The 16,872-nt window shown below is 71.6% G+C and carries 11 protein-coding genes; 7 read left to right on the plus strand and 4 right to left on the minus strand.

Annotated features, from left to right (window positions below; genetic code table 11):
• Positions 1-22: 22 nt before the first annotated feature.
• Positions 23-1,243 carry an acyl-CoA dehydrogenase family protein gene (locus tag BXA03_RS08170; protein ID WP_076505987.1) on the minus strand — a complete coding sequence of 407 codons (1,221 nt, stop codon included), beginning with the start codon at positions 1,241-1,243 and terminating at the stop codon, positions 23-25.
• Positions 1,244-1,481: 238 nt separating this feature from the next.
• Between BXA03_RS08170 and BXA03_RS08175 the strand changes: the two genes are divergently transcribed.
• The 6 genes from BXA03_RS08175 (at position 1,482) to BXA03_RS08200 (ending at position 11,798) form a co-directional block, all read left to right on the plus strand.
• The gene (locus BXA03_RS08175; RefSeq protein ID WP_083715998.1) at positions 1,482-4,199 is read left to right on the plus strand and encodes an excinuclease ABC subunit UvrA; all 2,718 of its coding nucleotides are present in this window, start codon (positions 1,482-1,484) and stop codon (positions 4,197-4,199) included.
• Between the two features lie 203 nt (positions 4,200-4,402).
• A complete protein-coding gene (locus BXA03_RS08180) occupies positions 4,403-6,055 on the plus strand; it encodes an ABC transporter substrate-binding protein (protein ID WP_076505990.1) in 1,653 nt (550 codons plus the stop codon).
• 11 nt (positions 6,056-6,066) lie between these two features.
• On the plus strand, positions 6,067-6,987 hold the full coding sequence (locus tag BXA03_RS08185) for an ABC transporter permease (protein ID WP_076505993.1): 921 nt from the start codon (positions 6,067-6,069) through the stop codon (positions 6,985-6,987).
• Entirely contained in the window at positions 6,984-7,871 is an 888-nt protein-coding gene (locus tag BXA03_RS08190) for an ABC transporter permease (protein ID WP_076505995.1), read from the plus strand. The genes BXA03_RS08185 and BXA03_RS08190 overlap by 4 nt, the downstream gene beginning before the upstream one ends.
• Positions 7,868-9,562: a nickel ABC transporter ATP-binding protein NikE gene (gene nikE / locus BXA03_RS08195; protein ID WP_200803355.1), complete on the plus strand. Its 1,695-nt coding sequence runs from the start codon at positions 7,868-7,870 to the stop codon at positions 9,560-9,562. The genes BXA03_RS08190 and nikE overlap by 4 nt, the downstream gene beginning before the upstream one ends.
• A gap of 124 nt (positions 9,563-9,686) precedes the next feature.
• Positions 9,687-11,798 carry a TonB-dependent receptor gene (locus BXA03_RS08200; protein ID WP_083715955.1) on the plus strand — a complete coding sequence of 704 codons (2,112 nt, stop codon included), beginning with the start codon at positions 9,687-9,689 and terminating at the stop codon, positions 11,796-11,798.
• 92 nt (positions 11,799-11,890) lie between these two features.
• On the opposite strand, the gene BXA03_RS08205 is transcribed toward BXA03_RS08200, so the two are convergent.
• Positions 11,891-13,108 carry an oxidoreductase gene (locus BXA03_RS08205; RefSeq protein WP_076506001.1) on the minus strand — a complete coding sequence of 406 codons (1,218 nt, stop codon included), beginning with the start codon at positions 13,106-13,108 and terminating at the stop codon, positions 11,891-11,893.
• 175 nt (positions 13,109-13,283) lie between these two features.
• Here BXA03_RS08205 and BXA03_RS08210 point away from each other — a divergent pair, with 175 nt between their 5' ends.
• Complete coding sequence (locus BXA03_RS08210; RefSeq protein ID WP_076506004.1) at positions 13,284-14,219, plus strand: helix-turn-helix domain-containing protein; 936 nt, start codon at positions 13,284-13,286, stop codon at positions 14,217-14,219.
• Positions 14,220-14,271: 52 nt separating this feature from the next.
• On the opposite strand, the gene BXA03_RS08215 is transcribed toward BXA03_RS08210, so the two are convergent.
• Together BXA03_RS08215 and BXA03_RS08220 are read right to left on the minus strand one after the other, a co-directional pair.
• The gene (locus tag BXA03_RS08215; RefSeq protein WP_076506007.1) at positions 14,272-15,615 is read right to left on the minus strand and encodes an LLM class flavin-dependent oxidoreductase; all 1,344 of its coding nucleotides are present in this window, start codon (positions 15,613-15,615) and stop codon (positions 14,272-14,274) included.
• The gene (locus tag BXA03_RS08220; protein ID WP_076506010.1) at positions 15,612-16,844 is read right to left on the minus strand and encodes an acyl-CoA dehydrogenase family protein; all 1,233 of its coding nucleotides are present in this window, start codon (positions 16,842-16,844) and stop codon (positions 15,612-15,614) included. The genes BXA03_RS08215 and BXA03_RS08220 overlap by 4 nt, the downstream gene beginning before the upstream one ends.
• Positions 16,845-16,872 lie beyond the last annotated feature (28 nt).

Below are 16,872 nucleotides of genomic sequence, written 5' to 3' on the forward strand. Positions count from 1 at the left end.
CAGCTTTGCGCGATCCGCCGCCTCAGCCCGCCGCCGTGCCGACGGACCAGTAGAAGGTGGGACGGCTGCCGTTGAGGGCATGGTCGCCGAGGGTGCGCGCCTTGTAGATGCTCGGGTTGTGCGATGCCAGGGTGCGTGCGTTGCGCCAGTGGCGGTCCAGCCGAAGGTCCTCGTTCAGCGCGCTGGCGCCGCCCACGTCGAAGAGGCGTGTCGCTGCAGTGAGCACCGCTTCGGTGGTGGCCACCTGCGCATGGCTGGCCCGCAGCTCCACGTCGATGAGCAGCGACTCGGGCACCGGCGCGCCCTGCTGGCGTAGCCGATCGACATCGCCGAGGCCGCGCGCCACCTCACGAGCCGCGAGACGGCCGAGCCAGGCCGCATTGGCCAACTGGCCCACCACCTGCTGCACCAGCGGATCCTCGCGCGGCGAGGCGGCACTGCCATGGCTGAAGCTGCGCTTGCGTGCCTGCACGAAGGCGGTGGCATCGCGCACGATGGCCTGCGCGATGCCCGCCAGCGTGGCGATGTGCACCAGCTGGAAGACGGCCGTCTGCGAGGTGGCCCCCTGGGCCGGAAACTGCAGCACCTGGTCGTCCGGCACCGGCACGCGATGCAGCCGGGTGGTGCCCGAGGCCGTGAGCCGCTGGCCGAAGCCGCGCCAGTCGTCGATGCGTTCCACGCCCGGTGTGTCGGTGCGTACCAGGGCCAGCGTGCGCCAGCCTTCGCGTGCGTCGGGGCCGTCGATGCGTGCGGTCACGCCCACCCAGTCGGCATACAGCGTGCCTGTGCTGTAGAACTTCTCGCCCTCCAGCAGCCAGCGGCCGTTCTCGCGGAACAGCCGGGTCTGCAGCCGGCCGAGCTGCCCGTCGCCGGCTTCGGTGGTGGCGTTGCCGAAGATGGCGCCGTCGGCCACCCGGCGCAGCCAGGGGGCCCGATGGCCTTCGTCGATCTCGGACAGCAGACGCTCGACGAAGCCGAAATGCGCGCGCAGCGCCTGGACGAGGTTGGAGTCCGCGGTGCCCAGCTCGATCAGCAGATCGAAGAGCTGCTCGGGGCTGGCACCCAGGCCGCCATGCTCGCGTGGCACACGCAGCGCACCGAAGCCGGCTTGGCGCAGTGCATCGATGGCGTCGTGGGCCAGGCGGCGCTCGTGCTCGCGACGCGGCGCGGCCTCGGCGATCTGTTGGAAGAGGGGGCGGAAGCGTTGCGCCAGGGACTCGGCGTCGGGACGGTCTGAAGACATGGGAAAGCAGGCGGGTTGGCGCGGCCGCGAATGCGCGAGGCCCGTAGGCGGTGGCGTGCGGCGCATCCGTGCAGGTGGTGAAGCGTCGAAGCCTAGGCGGCGCAGCCTGCGCCGCCAACGACGTTTTTCGCGCTTGCTTGCTGTGGGCGCGCATAAGCGCGGCAGCCCGCACCATTTCCTATAGCAGGAGCCGGCATGTTCCGTCCCTGGCACCGCGGCCCGCATGCACAGTGGGCAGATGAAAAGACCTGCAAGCCAGAAATCCACCGCCAGACCAGCGCCGGGCGCAGCCGCGGGCGCGTCCAGGAAGTCCGCACGCACCAGCACGCCAGAGCTCGCGGACATCGAGCGCTTCGTGCGCGTGCGCGGCGCGCGCGAGCACAACCTGCGGGACGTCGACGTGGAAATTCCGCGCGACGCCCTCGTGGTGTTCACGGGCATCTCCGGCTCGGGGAAGTCGTCGCTGGCGTTCGGCACGATCTTCGCCGAGTCGCAGCGGCGTTACCTCGACTCCGTGGCGCCCTATGCCCGCCGCCTGATCGACCAGGTGGGCGTGCCCGAGGTCGACCGGATCGACGGCCTGCCGCCGGCCGTGGCGCTGCAGCAGTCGCGCGGCACACCAGGGTCGCGCTCCACGGTCGGGAGCCTGACCACGCTGTCGAGTCTGCTGCGCCTGCTGTTCTCCCGCGCAGGGCATTACCCGGCCGACCAGCCGATGCTCTATGCGGAGGACTTCTCGCCCAACACCCCCCAGGGTGCCTGCCCGACCTGCCACGGTCTCGGCCGCGTCTTCGACGTCACCGAGGCGTCGATGGTGCCCGACCCTTCCTTGACGATCCGGGAGCGCGCCGTGGCCGCCTGGCCAACGGCGTGGCAGGGCCAGAACCTGCGCGACATCCTGGTCACCCTCGGCCATGACGTCGACACGCCCTGGCAGGCGCTGCCGAAGAAGGTCCGCGACTGGATCCTGTTCACCGACGAGCAGCCGACGGTGCCCGTCTATGCCGGCTTCACGCCGGCCGAGACCCGCCAGGCGCTGCGCCGCAAGCTGGCGCCGAGTTACCAGGGCACCTTCACCAGCGCGCGCCGCTACGTGCTCCACACCTACGCCACCAGCCAGAGCGAGCTCATGAAGCGGCGCGTCTCGCGCTTCATGGTGGGCGGGATGTGCCCGGCGTGCCAGGGCAAGCGTCTGAAGGCCGAGGCGCTGTCGGTGACATTCGAAGGGCACGACATCGGCGAGGTCACCGCCTTGCCGCTGGCGGCCGTGCACGGACTGTTGGACGCGGCGGCGCAAGGACAGGCTGCGACGACGACGACGACGCGCCCCTCGCAGACGCTTGGCGCGGCGCAGTCCCGCGAGGCGCGCGCTGCGCGGTCTGCAATCGGCCAGGCGTCCCATGCCGCGGCACCCGACGTGCGGCGCACACCCGAGGGCTCGCAGGAGAAGCGCCTGGCCGCGCAGCGGCTCGCCACGGAGATCCGCGAGCGCATCCAGACCCTGCTCGGGCTCGGCCTGGGCTACCTGAGCATGGACCGCTCGACGCCGACGCTCTCGCCCGGCGAATTGCAGCGCCTGCGCCTCGGGGCGCAGATCCGCTCGAGCCTGTTCGGCGTGGTCTATGTGCTCGACGAGCCATCCGCCGGCTTGCACCCGGCCGACGGCGAAGCCTTGCTGGATGCGCTGGCGCAACTCCGGCGCAACGGCAATTCGGTGTTCGTGGTGGAGCACGACGTCGAGACGATGCGGCGCGCCGACTGGATCGTCGACGTCGGGCCCGGGGCCGGCAGCCGCGGCGGCGAGGTGCTCTACAGCGGACCGCCCGAGGGGCTTGCGGCCGTCGAGCGCTCGGTCACCGCGCGCTTTCTGGGCGCGGACGGGCTTCCTCCGGCCGGTCGCGGCCGCTCGCCCAGCCAGTGGCTGACGCTCGAAGGCATCAGCCGCAACAACCTGAACGACCTCGACGTGCGCATTCCGCTCGGCGTGCTGTGCGCCGTCACCGGCCGATCCGGCTCGGGCAAATCCACGCTCGTCACCCAGGCGCTTGCCGAATTGCTGCACCAGCGGCTCGGCCGAAGCGCCGAGCCCGACGAGCAGCTGCCGGAGGGCGAAGACGAAGCCTGGGCGACGCCCGTGGCCGGCAGGCTTGGCGCCGGTGCCGAGGCGGTGCGCCGGCTCGTGCAGGTGGACCAGAAGCCCATCGGCCGCACGCCGCGCTCGAACCTCGCGACCTACACCGGGCTCTTCGACGCCGTCCGGCAGCTCTTCGCCTCCACGGCCTCGGCACGGCGGCGTCGCTACGACGCGGGGCGCTTCTCCTTCAACGTCGCCAAAGGACGTTGCGACACCTGCGATGGCGAGGGATCGGTGAGCGTGGAGCTGCTGTTCATGCCCAGCGTCTATGCGCCATGCCCCACCTGCCACGGCGCGCGCTACAACGCCGACACGCTGACCGTCACCTGGAATGGCAAGAACATCGCGCAGGTACTCGACCTCACGGTCGAGGAGGCCCGGGCGCATTTCGAAGCGCAGCCGCGCATCGCGGCGCCGCTCAAGCTGCTCGGCGAACTCGGCCTGGACTACCTGCGCCTGGGCCAGCCGGCCACCGAGCTGTCGGGCGGCGAGGCCCAGCGCATCAAGCTGGCCACCGAGCTGCAGCGCGTGCCGCGCGGGGGCACCCTCTACATCCTGGACGAACCCACGACCGGCCTGCACCCCGCGGACGTCGAGCGGCTGATGGCGCCGCTGCAGACGCTCGTGGACGCGGGCAACACGGTGCTGGTCGTCGAGCACGACATGCGTGTCGTGGCGGCGGCCGACTGGGTGATCGACCTGGGGCCCGGCGCGGGTGCCGAAGGCGGCCGCATCGTGGCGCAGGGCACGCCCGCGCAGGTCGCGGCCAGCGCGTCGGAGAGCGCGACGGCCGCCTATCTGCGAAAGGCGCTCGCCGGGTAGGGTGGCGACCGACGGGCGCTTTGCCCTTCGGACTGGAGAGACATCTGCGAGATCGCGACGGCTGGCGAGGTGCGCTGCTTCTGCCTGGCGCGAGGATGCTTCTGCGAAAGCCTTCGTTGGCCACTCGGCCCGCGCTTTCAACAATCGCAGGCTTTGCAGCAGCCCTGCGTGGCTGCAAGCGCTTCTTCCTTGCGGTGGTTTACATGTCCTCTCCCTTTTCCTCCCCGACCCGGCGCCGCGGCGCATCCGTCTGGCGCGCGCTCGCCGGTGCCATGCTGCTGTCCGGCACAGCTGCTGCTGCCCAGGCCCAGGCGCCGCGCAGCGGCGGCGAGATCGCCTTCGGCGTGACCACCGATCCCATCTGCTTCAACCCGCACCGCTCCTCGCAGCAGAACTCCTACATCCTGATCCGCAACTACATCGACTCGCTGGTGGCCAAGGGGCAGGGCGGCAAGTTCCTGCCCTGGCTGGCGCGCGAATGGTCTGTGTCAGCCGATGGGCGCACCTACCGCTTCAAGCTCAAGCCGGGCATCGTCTTCCACGATGGCACGCCGCTCGATGCCGAGGCCGTCAAGTTCAACCTGGACTTCGTGCGCGACACGCGCAACACCAATGGCTCGGGCGAGCTGCTGCGGGCGGTGGAAGAGGTGCAGGTGCTCTCGCCCACCGAGGTGCAGCTCAAACTGTCCCGGCCCGATTCGAGCCTGCTGGAGTCCATCGCGAGCGTGCGGCTGGGCCTGATCTCGCCCAAGTCGCTGCGCTTGGGCGACGGGCTGTGCGGCGGCGGTCCGGCCCTGGCCGGCAGCGGGCCCTTCGTGTTCGAGAACTACACGCGTGGCCAGTCCGCCACGTTCGTGCGCAACCCGCGCTACGACTGGGCGCCGGGCTATGCGGCGCACCAGGGGCCGGCCTACCTCGACAAGGTGACGGTGCGCTTTCTGCCCGAGTACGCGGTGCGTGCGGGTGCCCTCAAGTCGGGCCAGGTGGACGTGATCGAGGGCGTGCAGCCCACCGACATCGGCCTGTTCAAGGACCAGCCGGGCTTCCAGTTCCTGGTGGGGCCGGCGGGTGCGCAGACGGCCTTCACGCTCAACATCAACTACACCATCGCGCCGGCCACGGATGTGCGGGTGCGCCGCGCGCTGCGCGACGGGGCGGACATCGACGCGCTGGTCAAGAGCGTCTACCGCGGCACCTACCGCCGGGCCTGGTCCAACATCGGGCCGGACAACCATTTCTACAACAAGGCGCTGGAGGGCCGCTGGCGCTTCGATCCCAAGGCCGCCAACCGCGCCCTGGACGAGGCCGGCTGGACGGGCCGCGATGCCGAGGGCTTCCGCACCAACAAGGAGGGGCAGCGCCTGGCCATCGAGGTCGGCTATCCGCAGCCCTTCGTGCGCGACAACCGCGAGGTGCTGATCCAGGGCGTGCAGGCGCAGCTGCGCAAGAACGTGGGGCTGGATCTGCGCCTGCGCTTCATCACCGCCGGCGAATGGGCCCAGCAGCTGCAGAAGGGAACCTGGACCATCTATCCCAACACCTACCTGCCGGCCGATGCGGCCCAGGAGCTGCAGGGCAACATCGGCGACGGCGGCTTCATCCGCGCGGTGGCCGACAAGGGCGACAAGGTGCTGTTCGGCTACATCAACGACGCCCTGGCCGCCACCGACCCGGCGCAGAAGAAGAAGCTGGTGGACGAGGCCCAGCGCCATGCGGTGGACGAGGCCATCATCGTGCCGCTGTTCGCCGCCAACTATCAGCTGGCCGCCAAAAGCACGGTGCGCGGGCTTTCGTTCGAGACGCAGCTCGACTCGCCGTCGAACTTCCACGACGTGTGGCTGGCCACGGCGCCCTGAGCGGCTGACCCATGTGGCGCATCGTCTTCTCGCGTCTGGCCGCCGGCCTGCTGGTGGCCTGGGGCAGCACCACCGCGGCCTTCGTGGCGCTGCACGCATTGCCCGGTGACGTGCAGGACATCCTGGCGGGTGACCTGGACTACCCGGGCCTGCGCGAGGCCATCGCCGCCGAATGGGGGCTGGACCGCAGCGTCGCCGCGCAGTACCTGGCCTTCCTGGGTCGCATCGTGCAGGGCGACTTCGGCACCTCCTATGCGCTGCGGCAGCCGGTGGCGGGGCTGGTGGCCTCGCAGGTCGGGCCCACGGTCGAACTGGCGCTGGCGGCCGGGCTGATCGCGCTGGTGCTCGCCGTGCTGGTGGGCAGCCTCACGGCCGGGCCCGGGCGGCTGGGCCGCCGCGCGGCGGGTGCGCTGGAGCTGGTCTTCGCCTCCACGCCGGTGTTCTGGCTGGGCATCCTGCTGCTGATCGGCTTCTCGTTCACGCTGCCCTGGTTCCCGGTGTCGGGCGCGGAGGGCTGGCGCTCGCTGGTGCTGCCGGCGCTGGCGCTGGCGCTTCCCACGGCCGGCCTGCTGGCGCAGGTGCTGCGCGAGGCCATGGACAAGGCGCTGGAGCAGCCCTTCGTCGTCACCGTGCGGGCCCGCGGCCTGGGTGAGGCGGCGGTGCGCCTGCGCCATGTTCTGAGGCATGCGGCACTGCCGCTGCTCACACTGGGCGGCTGGATCATCGGCGGCCTGCTGGGCGGCGCCGTGATCACCGAGAAGGTCTTTGGCCGGCCCGGCCTGGGCACCGTCACCCTCAACGCGGTGCTCAGCCACGACGTGCCGGTAGTGCTGGCCGTGGTGCTGCTGGCGGCCTTCGTCCATGTGGTGGCCTCCACGCTGCTGGATCTGCTGTCATTGCTCATCGATCCCCGACTGGCGTCTTCCCCATGAGTGCGATTCCCGATCTTCTTCTGCCCGGCACCCGTGTGGAGGCGCCGCGGCGCGCCGGCTGGCGGCTGCGCCGGGCCTCGGCCACGTCGGTGGCCTTGCTGCTGTCGGCCGCCTTCCTGGTGCTGCTGGCGGTGGCGGCCCTGGCGCCGCGCTGGCTCACGCCGCACGATCCACTGGAAGGTGACTTCCTGGCTGTGCTGCAGCCGCCGTCGCTCGAGCATCCCTTCGGCACCGACCGGCTGGGCCGCGACGTGCTGGCGCGCACCGTCCATGGGGCCCGCTACTCGCTGGCCATCGGCCTGGGCAGCACCGCGCTGGCCGTGGGCGTGGGCGTGCTGCTGGGCCTGCTGGCGGGCCAGCGCCATCGCCTGGCCAACGAGGGGCTGTCCCGGGTGTTCGACGTGATCTCCTCCTTTCCCGGCGTGCTGCTGGCGATGCTGGTGGTGGTCTTCCTGGGGCCGGGGCTGGCCAACATCGCCATCGCCGTGGGCATCGCCGGCATTCCCAAGTTCGGCCGCGTGGTGCGGGCGCAGACGCAGTTGGTGCGCCGCGCCGACTACGTGACCCAGGCCGTCATCTACGGCCGCAGCCGCTGGGAGGTCTTCGTGGGCCATCTGCTGCCCAACGTGCTGGTAGCGGTGCCGGTCACCGCCACGGTGCATGTGGGCTCGGCCATCCTGGCCGCCTCGGGCCTGAGCTTCCTGGGCCTAGGCCCGCAGCCGCCCACACCCGAATGGGGTGTGATGCTGGCCGAGAGCCGCGACGTGCTGCGCGTGGCCTGGTGGCCTGGCGTGTTCCCTGGCGTGGCGATCACGCTCACCGTCGTGGCCTTCACCGTGCTGGGGCAGGCGCTGCAGCGTCGCTTCGAGGGGCGGTCGTCATGAGCGCTAATGCACAAGAGGCAATGCCGCTGGTGGACGTGCGCGGCCTGCAGGTGCGCTTTCCCGCCGCGGGCGGGCTGCGCACGGTGGTCGAGGGGCTGGATCTGCGCATCGAGGCCGGCGAATGCGTGGCTCTGGTGGGCGAATCGGGTTCGGGCAAGAGTGTCACGGCCCGGGCACTGATCGACCTGGCCGGTCCGGGTGCACAGGTGCATGCCGAGCGTTTCCTGATCGACGGCGCCGACGCGCGCAACTTCGCCGCGGCCGACTGGCGCCGCCTGCGCGGCACCTTCGCCGGACTGGTGATGCAGGACGCGCTGGTCTCGCTCGACCCACTGCGCTCCATCGGCGCCGAGGTGGGGGAGGTGCTGACCCAGCACCGCCTGCTGCGCGGCCGCGCGGCCGTGCGCCAGCGGGTCGTCGACACGCTGGCGCAGGTGGGCATGCCCGCGCCCGGACAGCGCCTGCACCAGCATGCGCACGAGCTCTCCGGCGGGCTGCGCCAGCGTGCGCTGATCGCCGCCGCCATCGTCGCCGGGCCGCGCCTGATCATTGCCGACGAGCCCACCACGGCCCTGGACGCCGCGCTGCAGCAGCAGGTGATCGGTCTGCTGGCCGAGCGCGTGCGCGCCAGCGGCGCGGGGCTGCTGCTGATCAGCCACGACCTGTCCGCCGTCGCCGGCATCGCCGACCGCGTGATCGTGATGCGGGCCGGCCGCGTGGTGGAGTCGGGCCCCACCCGCGAGGTGCTGGCCTGGCCGCGCGAGGCCTACACGCGGCAGTTGATCGCGGCCGTGCCCTCCGCCTCGTCGCGCGGCAGCCGGCTGGCCTCGGCCCGCTTCGTTCGCGACGAAGCCCAGGCCCAGGCACGCGTGCGCATCGAGCGCGAGCCACTGCCCGCGCGGCAGCCGTCCGCGGGCGAGCCGGTGTTGCGCGTGCAGGGCATCGGCAAACGCTACCGGCGGCGTGGCCTGCGGGCGCAGCCGGCCTTCGTCGCGCTGGCGGACGTGTCCTTCGAGGTGCGGGCGGGCGAGGTGCTGGGCCTGGTCGGTGCCTCGGGCTCCGGCAAGTCCACCTGCGCCCGCATCGTGCTCGGGCTGGACGAGCCCGACGATGGGGATGTGCAGCTGCTGGGCCAGCCCTGGTCGGCGCGGTCCGAGCCGTCGCGCCGCGCCCTGCGGCCGCGGCTGCAGTACATCCCGCAGGATCCGCTCAGCAGCTTCGATCCGCGCTACCGCGTGCGCGACGTGGTGGCGCAGAACCTGCCCAGTCTGCGCGGCGAGGCGCGGGACGCGCGGGTGCGCGCGCTGCTGGCGCAGGTGGGCCTGGCGGCCGACCTGCTGGATCGCCTGCCGCGCACGCTCTCCGGCGGGCAGCGCCAGCGCCTGGCCATCGCCCGCGCGCTGGCGGCCGAGCCGCAGCTCATCGTGTGCGACGAGCCGGTCTCCGCGCTCGACGTCAGCATCCAGGCCCAGGTCATCGACCTCATCGGCGAGCTGCAGTCGCGCCTCGGCACGGCGCTGCTGTTCATCTCGCACGATATCAACCTGGTGCGGCATGTGGCCGACCGGGTGGTGGTGCTGGACCAGGGCCGCGTGGTGGAGCAGGGGCCGGTGGACGAGGTGCTGGCGCAGCCGTCGCATGCCTACACGCGCAGCCTGCTGGCCGCGGTGCCGGCGCCGCTGGTGGCCTGAGAGGCTGGAGGCCACCGCCAGTACGCGCGTCGCGCGCGGCGAGACGACGCCCCGGCGCTGAAGGCGCGGGCCATGCGGGTTGGCGCTGTAGGGGTATTTGGGGGGCGTCCCTATATTCGCGGCCATGTCCTCACTTTCCCCTCGCGCAGGCTGGCCTCGCGCTGCGCTGCTTGCAGCGGTCGGAACCCTGGTCCAGTTGCCGACGCTCCATGCGCAGACCGCCGTGCCGGACCATCTTCCCGAGATCGCGGTCAAGGGGCCGCGCGATGCCAGCATCGGCACGGCCGACAGCGCCAGCGAGGGTGCCGCCGAGAAGGCCTCCTTTCAGAGCCGGCCCAAGCTGCGGCCGGGCGACATCGTCGAGGCGGTGCCCGGCGTGGTGGCCACGCAGCATTCGGGCGATGGCAAGGCCAACCAGTACTTCCTGCGGGGCTTCAACCTGGACCACGGCACCGACTTCGCCATGCGCGTGGCAGGCATGCCGGTCAACATGCCCAGCCACGGGCATGGTCAGGGCTTTGCGGATCTCAACTTCCTGATCCCCGAACTGGTCTCCGGCGTGCGCTACCGCAAGGGCCCTTACTTTGCCGACAGTGGCGACTTCTCCCTGGCCGGCAGCGCCAGCCTGGACTACGTCAGCGTGCTCGAACGGCCCTTCGCCGAACTGACGCTGGGCCAGAACGGCCTGCGGCGCCTGCTGGCCGCGGGATCGCAGACAGTGGACGACCGGACCTGGCTGGGCGCGGTCGAGCTGGAAGGCAACGACGGCCCGTGGCAGGTGCCCGAACGCCTGCGCAAGACGAATGCGGTGCTGCGCTATTCGCATGGCTCCGCCACCCGCGGCTTCAGCGTCACCGGCATGGCCTACCAGAGCCGATGGACGTCGACCGACCAGATCCCGCAGCGGCTGGTGGACAGCGGCGAGCTGTCGCGCTTCGGCAGCCTCAATGCCACGGACGGGGGCAGCACGCGGCGGCTGTCGCTCTCGGCCAACTGGTTCGACAAAGGGCCCGAGGGCGAGACCGAGCTGAGCGCCTATGCCATCGACTACCGTTTCGGCCTCTTCTCCGACTTCACCTACTTCCTGTCCAACCCGGCCCAGGGCGACCAGTTCGAGCAGACGGACCGGCGGCGCATCTATGGCGCGCACGCCACGCACCGGCGGCCCAACCGCATCGGGGGGCTGGACGGTGTGCTCACGGTCGGCGCCGAATGGCGCGGCGACCGCATCGGCGAGGTGGGGCTGTATCCGAGCCAGTTCCGCCAGCGCCTGGGCACCGTGCGTAACGACAAGGTTTCCGAGGACCAGATCGCCCTGCATGCGCAGCAGCTCGTCGAACTCGGGGCGGACCTGCGGGGCTACCTGGGACTACGCGGCACCTGGCTGGGCTATGACGTGCAGGGCCGTGAGCCCGTGTACGGGCCGCTCAACAGCGGCCGCGGCCATCAGTCGCTGCTGTCGCCCAAGGCCGGCCTGGCCTGGACCGTCGCGCCGTCCCACGAGCTCTACCTCAATGCCGGCCAGGGCTTCCACAGCAACGACGTGCGGGGCGCCACCATCCGGTTCGATCCGCAGACCGGCCTGCCGGCCGAGCGGGTGCCGGCCTTGGTCAAGGGCACCGGCTCGGAGCTGGGCTGGCGCTTCCAGCCCGACGAGCGCCTGAGCCTGACGGTCGCCGTGTGGCAGCTGCAACTGGGCTCGGAGCTGGTCTACGTCGGCGATGCGGGCACCACCGAGCCCGGGCGCGCGAGCAAGCGCCATGGCGTGGAATCGACCCTGCGCTGGCAGATCGACGGGCGTTGGCGTGTGGAGGCCGACCTGGCCTGGTCCCGCGCCCGGTTCCGCGGTGCCGCGCCGCAAGGCGAAGGCAATTTCGTGGACAACGCCGTCGAGCGCGTCGCGGCGGCCGGCGTGGTCTGGCAGCAGGGGCCGTGGATGGCCACGATGCGCCTTCGGTACATGGGCCCGCGGGCACTGGACACCGTGAACAGCGTGCGATCGCGCCCCGTCACGCTGCTCAACTTCGGCGGCACCTACGCCGTCAACCGGCAGCTCACGCTGGGCCTGCAGGTCTTCAACCTCGCGGGCAGGAAGGGCAACGACATCGAGTACTTCTATGCCTCGTGCACGGCGAGCGAGGTGCTGTCCGACCGCTGCGGCGGCGGCATCGCCGACCGCCACGTCCATCCGATGGAGCCGCGCAGCGTGCGGCTCTCGGCGCGCTGGACCTTCTGAGCGCATGTGCTTGCGCGGTCCGCCGCCCGCGGCGGCGCCGCCGCCGGAAGGGTGAGGCGGCCCCCAACTATCAAGGGGCGCCGCCTGGACGCTCAGGCCGCCTTTTGTCCGGGTGCCCCGGCATCGTTGTCGGCAAGGGCGGTGGTCGGCACGTCGGCGGGGGCCGGCTTCGGCCAGCCGATGCTGTCCTGATGCCCGCGGAAGTTCTGCAGCCACCAGCGCCAGTCCTCCGGCACGAGCGAGAAGGGCGAGTCATGCCCCAGCTCGCGGGCGGCCCAGATCGGCCAGTGCGGGTTGGCCAGCGCCGGGCGGCCGAGCATGACCAGGTCGATCTGTTCTTCCGCGATCACCCGGTTGGCGGTCTGCGGCACGCCAAGGTTCCAGCTGGCGGCGACCGGGATCCCCACCTCGCGGCGCACGCGGTTGGCCCGCTCGACCATGAAGGCGGGCTCGTTGAAGGGCGGATCGGTCATCTCGTCGGTGTTGAAGCCCAGCGACAGATCCGCGAGGTCCAGGCCGTGTTCCTTCATCCAGCCGATCGCGACGACCGCGTCGTCGAACTGGGTACCGGCGGCATTCAGGTCGTCGCTGCCGAGCCGCATGGTCAGCGGATACTTCTCGGGCCACACGGCCCGAACCGCGTCCAGCGCCTCCAGGTGGAAGCGGGCGCGGTTCTCCAGACTGCCGCCATACTGGTCGTCGCGCTGATTGGCCAGCGGCGAGAAGAAGCTGGCCCCGAGGTAGCCGTGGGCGTAGTGCATCTCCAGCCACTTGTATCCTGCGTCGAGGGCGCGGCGGGCAGCGTCGGCATAGGCGCGGTGCAGGGCCTTGATCTCGTCGACCGTGAGCGCATGCACGGGATAGACATGCCCGCCGCCGCCGTAGGGGATGGCCGAGGGGGCCACGCATGTCCAGCCGTCCGGATGGTCCGGCGGCAGCTGCTTCCAGGTGCCTTCGTCGTTGGTGCCGCGGTGCGGGGGCAACTCGCTGCCCTTGCGGCCGGTGTGGCCGAGCTGGATGGCGGGCACGCCGCCCATGCGCTCGATGATGGCGCAGACGCGGGCATGGCCTTCGATCTGGTCGTCGCTCCAGATGCCGGCGCAGGAGGTGGTGGTGCGGCCGTCGGGTGTGATGGCCATCTGCTCGCCGAACACCAGCCCGAATCCGCCGGCGGCGCGCGCACCCAGATAGCTCACGTGGTAGTCGTCGAGGCGGCCGTCCACCGAGTTGTACATGGTCATCGGCGACATGGCGATGCGGTTGCGTAGCGTCACGTCCTTGAGAGTGAAGGGGCTGAACAGGTCGGGCATGGTGAGACTCCGGGTGGATCGGAGAGCCAGTGTGCAGGGTGAACCCTGATGCCGTCTTTCAGAAAAGCCGTCCTGCCTTTCAGATTCGCGCAGGCCGCCCGGGCGCTGGTACGGTTCTGGCTTGGCGTGCCGGGACAGGCGCCCATCCCGGCGGTCTGCGGCTTCAAGCTCTGCGATGACGCCCTCCTACAGCGCCGGTGCGCCATCGGCTGCGCCCGCCCCCCTCGATCCGGCCGACACGCACGGCATCCCCTTCTGGCCCGAGCATCGCTTCGTGCTAGACAGCCGGGGCCTCGGCTGGCGCGAGGTCTACACCTCGCTGGCCGCCGAGCGTTCCTGGCAGCGCTGCCTGCCGCCGGTGCGGCATGTGGCGCTGGCGTACTGCGTCCATGGCCACGCACGGGTGCAGCGCACCGTCGTGGGCGACGGCCCTGGCCGCGAATGCACCTTGCCGATGCGCGGCTTCGGCATCATCCCGCCCGACCGCGAATGCCGGATGACGCTGGAAGGCACGCCGGACATCCAGCTGATCTACCTGCATCGCGACCTGCTCGACCGCGTGGCGGCCGATGCCTTCGATCTGGCGCCCGAGCAGGTGACGCCGTGCTTCGACATCGGGCTGGTCGATCCGCTGCTGGAGCAACTGGCTGCTGCCCTGCTCGCCGCCGTGCGCGATCCGCTGCGGCCGGCGCAGGCGCTCTATGCGGACACCATCGCCCACACGATGGCGCTGCATCTGCTGCGTCACCACCTGCCGCACCGGCGTGCAGTACGCGCCGAGTGCGCCTCGCAGCCCGTGTCCCGCGCGGGCCTGCAGCATGTGCTGGACTACATCGAGGCACACCTCGGCCGACCGCTGACCCTGGCGGTGCTGGCGCGGGAGGCCCGCATGGGCGTGCATGCGTTCGGCACCGCATTCACCCGCGCCATGGGTGTCACGCCCCACGCCTGGGTGGTGCAGCAGCGGGTCGAACGCGCCCGGCGCGAGCTGGAGGCGACCGATGCGCCGGTGGCCGACATCGCGCATCGGCTGGGTTTTTCCAGCCAGAGCCACCTCACCACAGCCTTCAAGCGACGCACGGGCCTGACGCCTGCCGCCTATCGGCGCTGAGAGGGTCGGCCGCTCCGGGCCGCTCCGTGCCGGGGCTGCCGTTCACACCTTCTCAGGCCGCCTGCCGCGTCGCCTCGCGCCCGGCCGGCCGTGCCAGCCCCAGGTGCTCGCGCAGCGTGCGGCCCTCGTAGGCCGTGCGGAAGATGCCGCGCCGCTGCAGGATCGGCACCACGCCGTCCACGAAGTCCTGCAGCCCGCCGGGCAACTGGTCGGGCATCAGGTTGAAGCCATCGGCTGCGCCGGCCTTGAACCAGTGCTCGATGTCGTCGGCGATCTGCTCGGGCGTGCCGACGATCACGCGGTGGCCACCGCCGCCAGCCAATTCGCGGATCAGCTGCCGCACCGTGAACTGGCCGCGCCGCGCATGGGCCAGGGTGGCATGGAAGAAGGTGTGGTTGCCGTTGCCGCCGCCCGGCAGGGCCAGGTCCTCGGGCAGGCGCTCGTCGAGCTTCAGCCGGTCCACGGGCACGCCCAGCGTGCCGGCCAGGCGGGTGAGGCTGTAGTTCCACGGGATCAGGTCCACCAGCTGGTCGCGCCGGCGGCGGGCCTCGGCCTCGGTGCTGCCGATGATGGTGGTCAGGCCGGCCAGCACCTTGACCGCATCGGGACCGCGGCCCAGGGCTTCGGCCCGATACTTCAGGCCGCGGGCGTAGTCCAGCGATTCCTCGAAGGACTGCGAGGCGCTGAACACGGCCTCGGCGTGGCGCGCGGCCAGTTCGCGGCCGTCGGCCGAGGCGCCGGCCTGCACCAGCACCGGCCGGCCTTGCGGCGAGCGCGGCAGGTTCAGCGGGCCCTGCACCGAGAAGAACTCGCCGCGGTGGCGCACCGGGTGCACCTTGGCCAGGTCCACGAAGCGGCCGGTGGCTTTGTCGCCGATGAAGGCGTCGTCCTCCCAGCTGTCCCACAGGTCCTTCACCAGCTGGGTGAACTCCTTGGCACGGCGGTAGCGCTGCGCATGGTCGGGCACCGCCTCCAGGCCGAAGTTGCGGGCCGAGGGCAGGTCGGCGGTGGTCACCACGTTCCAGCCCGCGCGTCCGCCGCTCACCAGGTCCAGCGAGGCGAAGCGGCGGGCGATGTTGTAGGGCTCGTTGTAGCTGGTGGAGGCGGTGCCGATCACGCCCAGGTGCGTGGTGGCCGCGGCCACGGCGGTAAGCAGCACCGTGGGCTCCAGCGCGGTGATCGGGCGGAAGTCGATCTGGTCGACGATGGCCGCGTTGTCGGCCAGGAAGATCGCGTCCAGCTTGCCGGCCTCGGCGATGCGCGCGAGGCGCACGTAGTGGTGCACGTCGATGAAGGCGCCGGGCTCGCTTTCGGGCAGGCGCCAGGCCGAGGGCACGAAGCCGGAGTGCAGGGCGTTGATGTTCAGGTGCAGCTGGCGGGGGCGGGGGGCGGTCATTGGAAGGTTCCAGGGGCGGGCGGCTGGCCCGAAAGAAAGTGGCGGCCGACGTTGCGGACCTTGTATTCGGCCGGGTTGTGCAGGGTGTGGATGCGCACGTTGCGCCAGAAGCGGTCGAGCCCGGCGCCATGGTCGGCGGCCAGGGGCCCGAGCGCTTCGAGCAGGCCGGTGGACGCCTGCAGCGCGACCTCGCCGGCCAGCACGTTGGCGGCAGCGATGGCGACGGCGGCTTCGCCGCGCTCCTCGGCCGTGAGGTGCACGCCGCGCGCGGTGGCGGCGTCCAGCGCGCGCAGGGCACGGTCGGCCAGCGCGGTCGCGGCGCGGGTGCGGCTCCACAGCTCGCCCAGCAGGCGCTGTACGCCGGGGTCGTGCTGCAGCCGGCGCGAGGCGGGCGCGGCCAGCAGCGTGTCGCGCGCGGTACGCACGGCGCCCTGCGCGCTGCCGACGAAGACGTTCAGCAGCACGCTCTGCTGCAGCATCGGCACGACGGTGCGCCAGGGCTCGGCCGGCGCGCGGGTCGGGTCCAGCGGGGCGGGCGGCCCCAGCACCTCGTCGGCATGCACGCGCACGCCATGGAAGCTGACCCGGCCGCTGCCGGTCTGGCGCTGGCCGATGCCGTCCCAGTCGTCCTCGATCACCACGCCTTCGCGGCCGGCCTCGATGGCGGCGGTGCGGCGCTCGCCAGTGGCGGCGTCCTCCCAGGCGATGGAGAGCCAGTCGGCCACGTGCGAGCCGGAGGTGAAGGGCCGGAAGCCGTCGAGCACGAAGTGATCGCCCTCGCGGCGCCCGAACAGGCTCCTGGAGAAGCTGTTGGCCGTGTTGCCCCAGAACCATTGGGCCTGCGCGGAGCGGCGCCACAGCGGCTCGACCTGGGCCGGCACCTGGCGCAGCCCCAGGCCGAGCAGGCTCACGTAGTGGTAGCCGTAGAGGTGGCCGACCGAGCTGTCCACCTGCGACAGCAGGCGCGTGATGCGCAGGGCGGTGGACCAGGGCTGGGCCTCGCCGCCCACGGCGGTGGGCAGCAGCAGGGCCAGCAGGCCTTCCTGCCGAAGCAGGGCGATCTGCGCCGAGGGCCGGCCGCCGGCGCGGTCGCGCTCGGCCGCGTCGCGGGCGAACAGCGGGCGCAGTGCGGCGGCGCGGGTCATGAAGGGGTTGGCGCTCTCGGGCTCGAACAGCGGCGGCGGTGCCTGTTCTTGCAGCGTGGGATGGGGCAGGAGGACGGCGCTCATGGCAGGCTTGAGGTGGCGCGGGGAGTAA

The organism is Pseudacidovorax sp. RU35E (genome assembly GCF_900156165.1).
Lineage (GTDB): Bacteria > Pseudomonadota > Gammaproteobacteria > Burkholderiales > Burkholderiaceae_C > Xenophilus.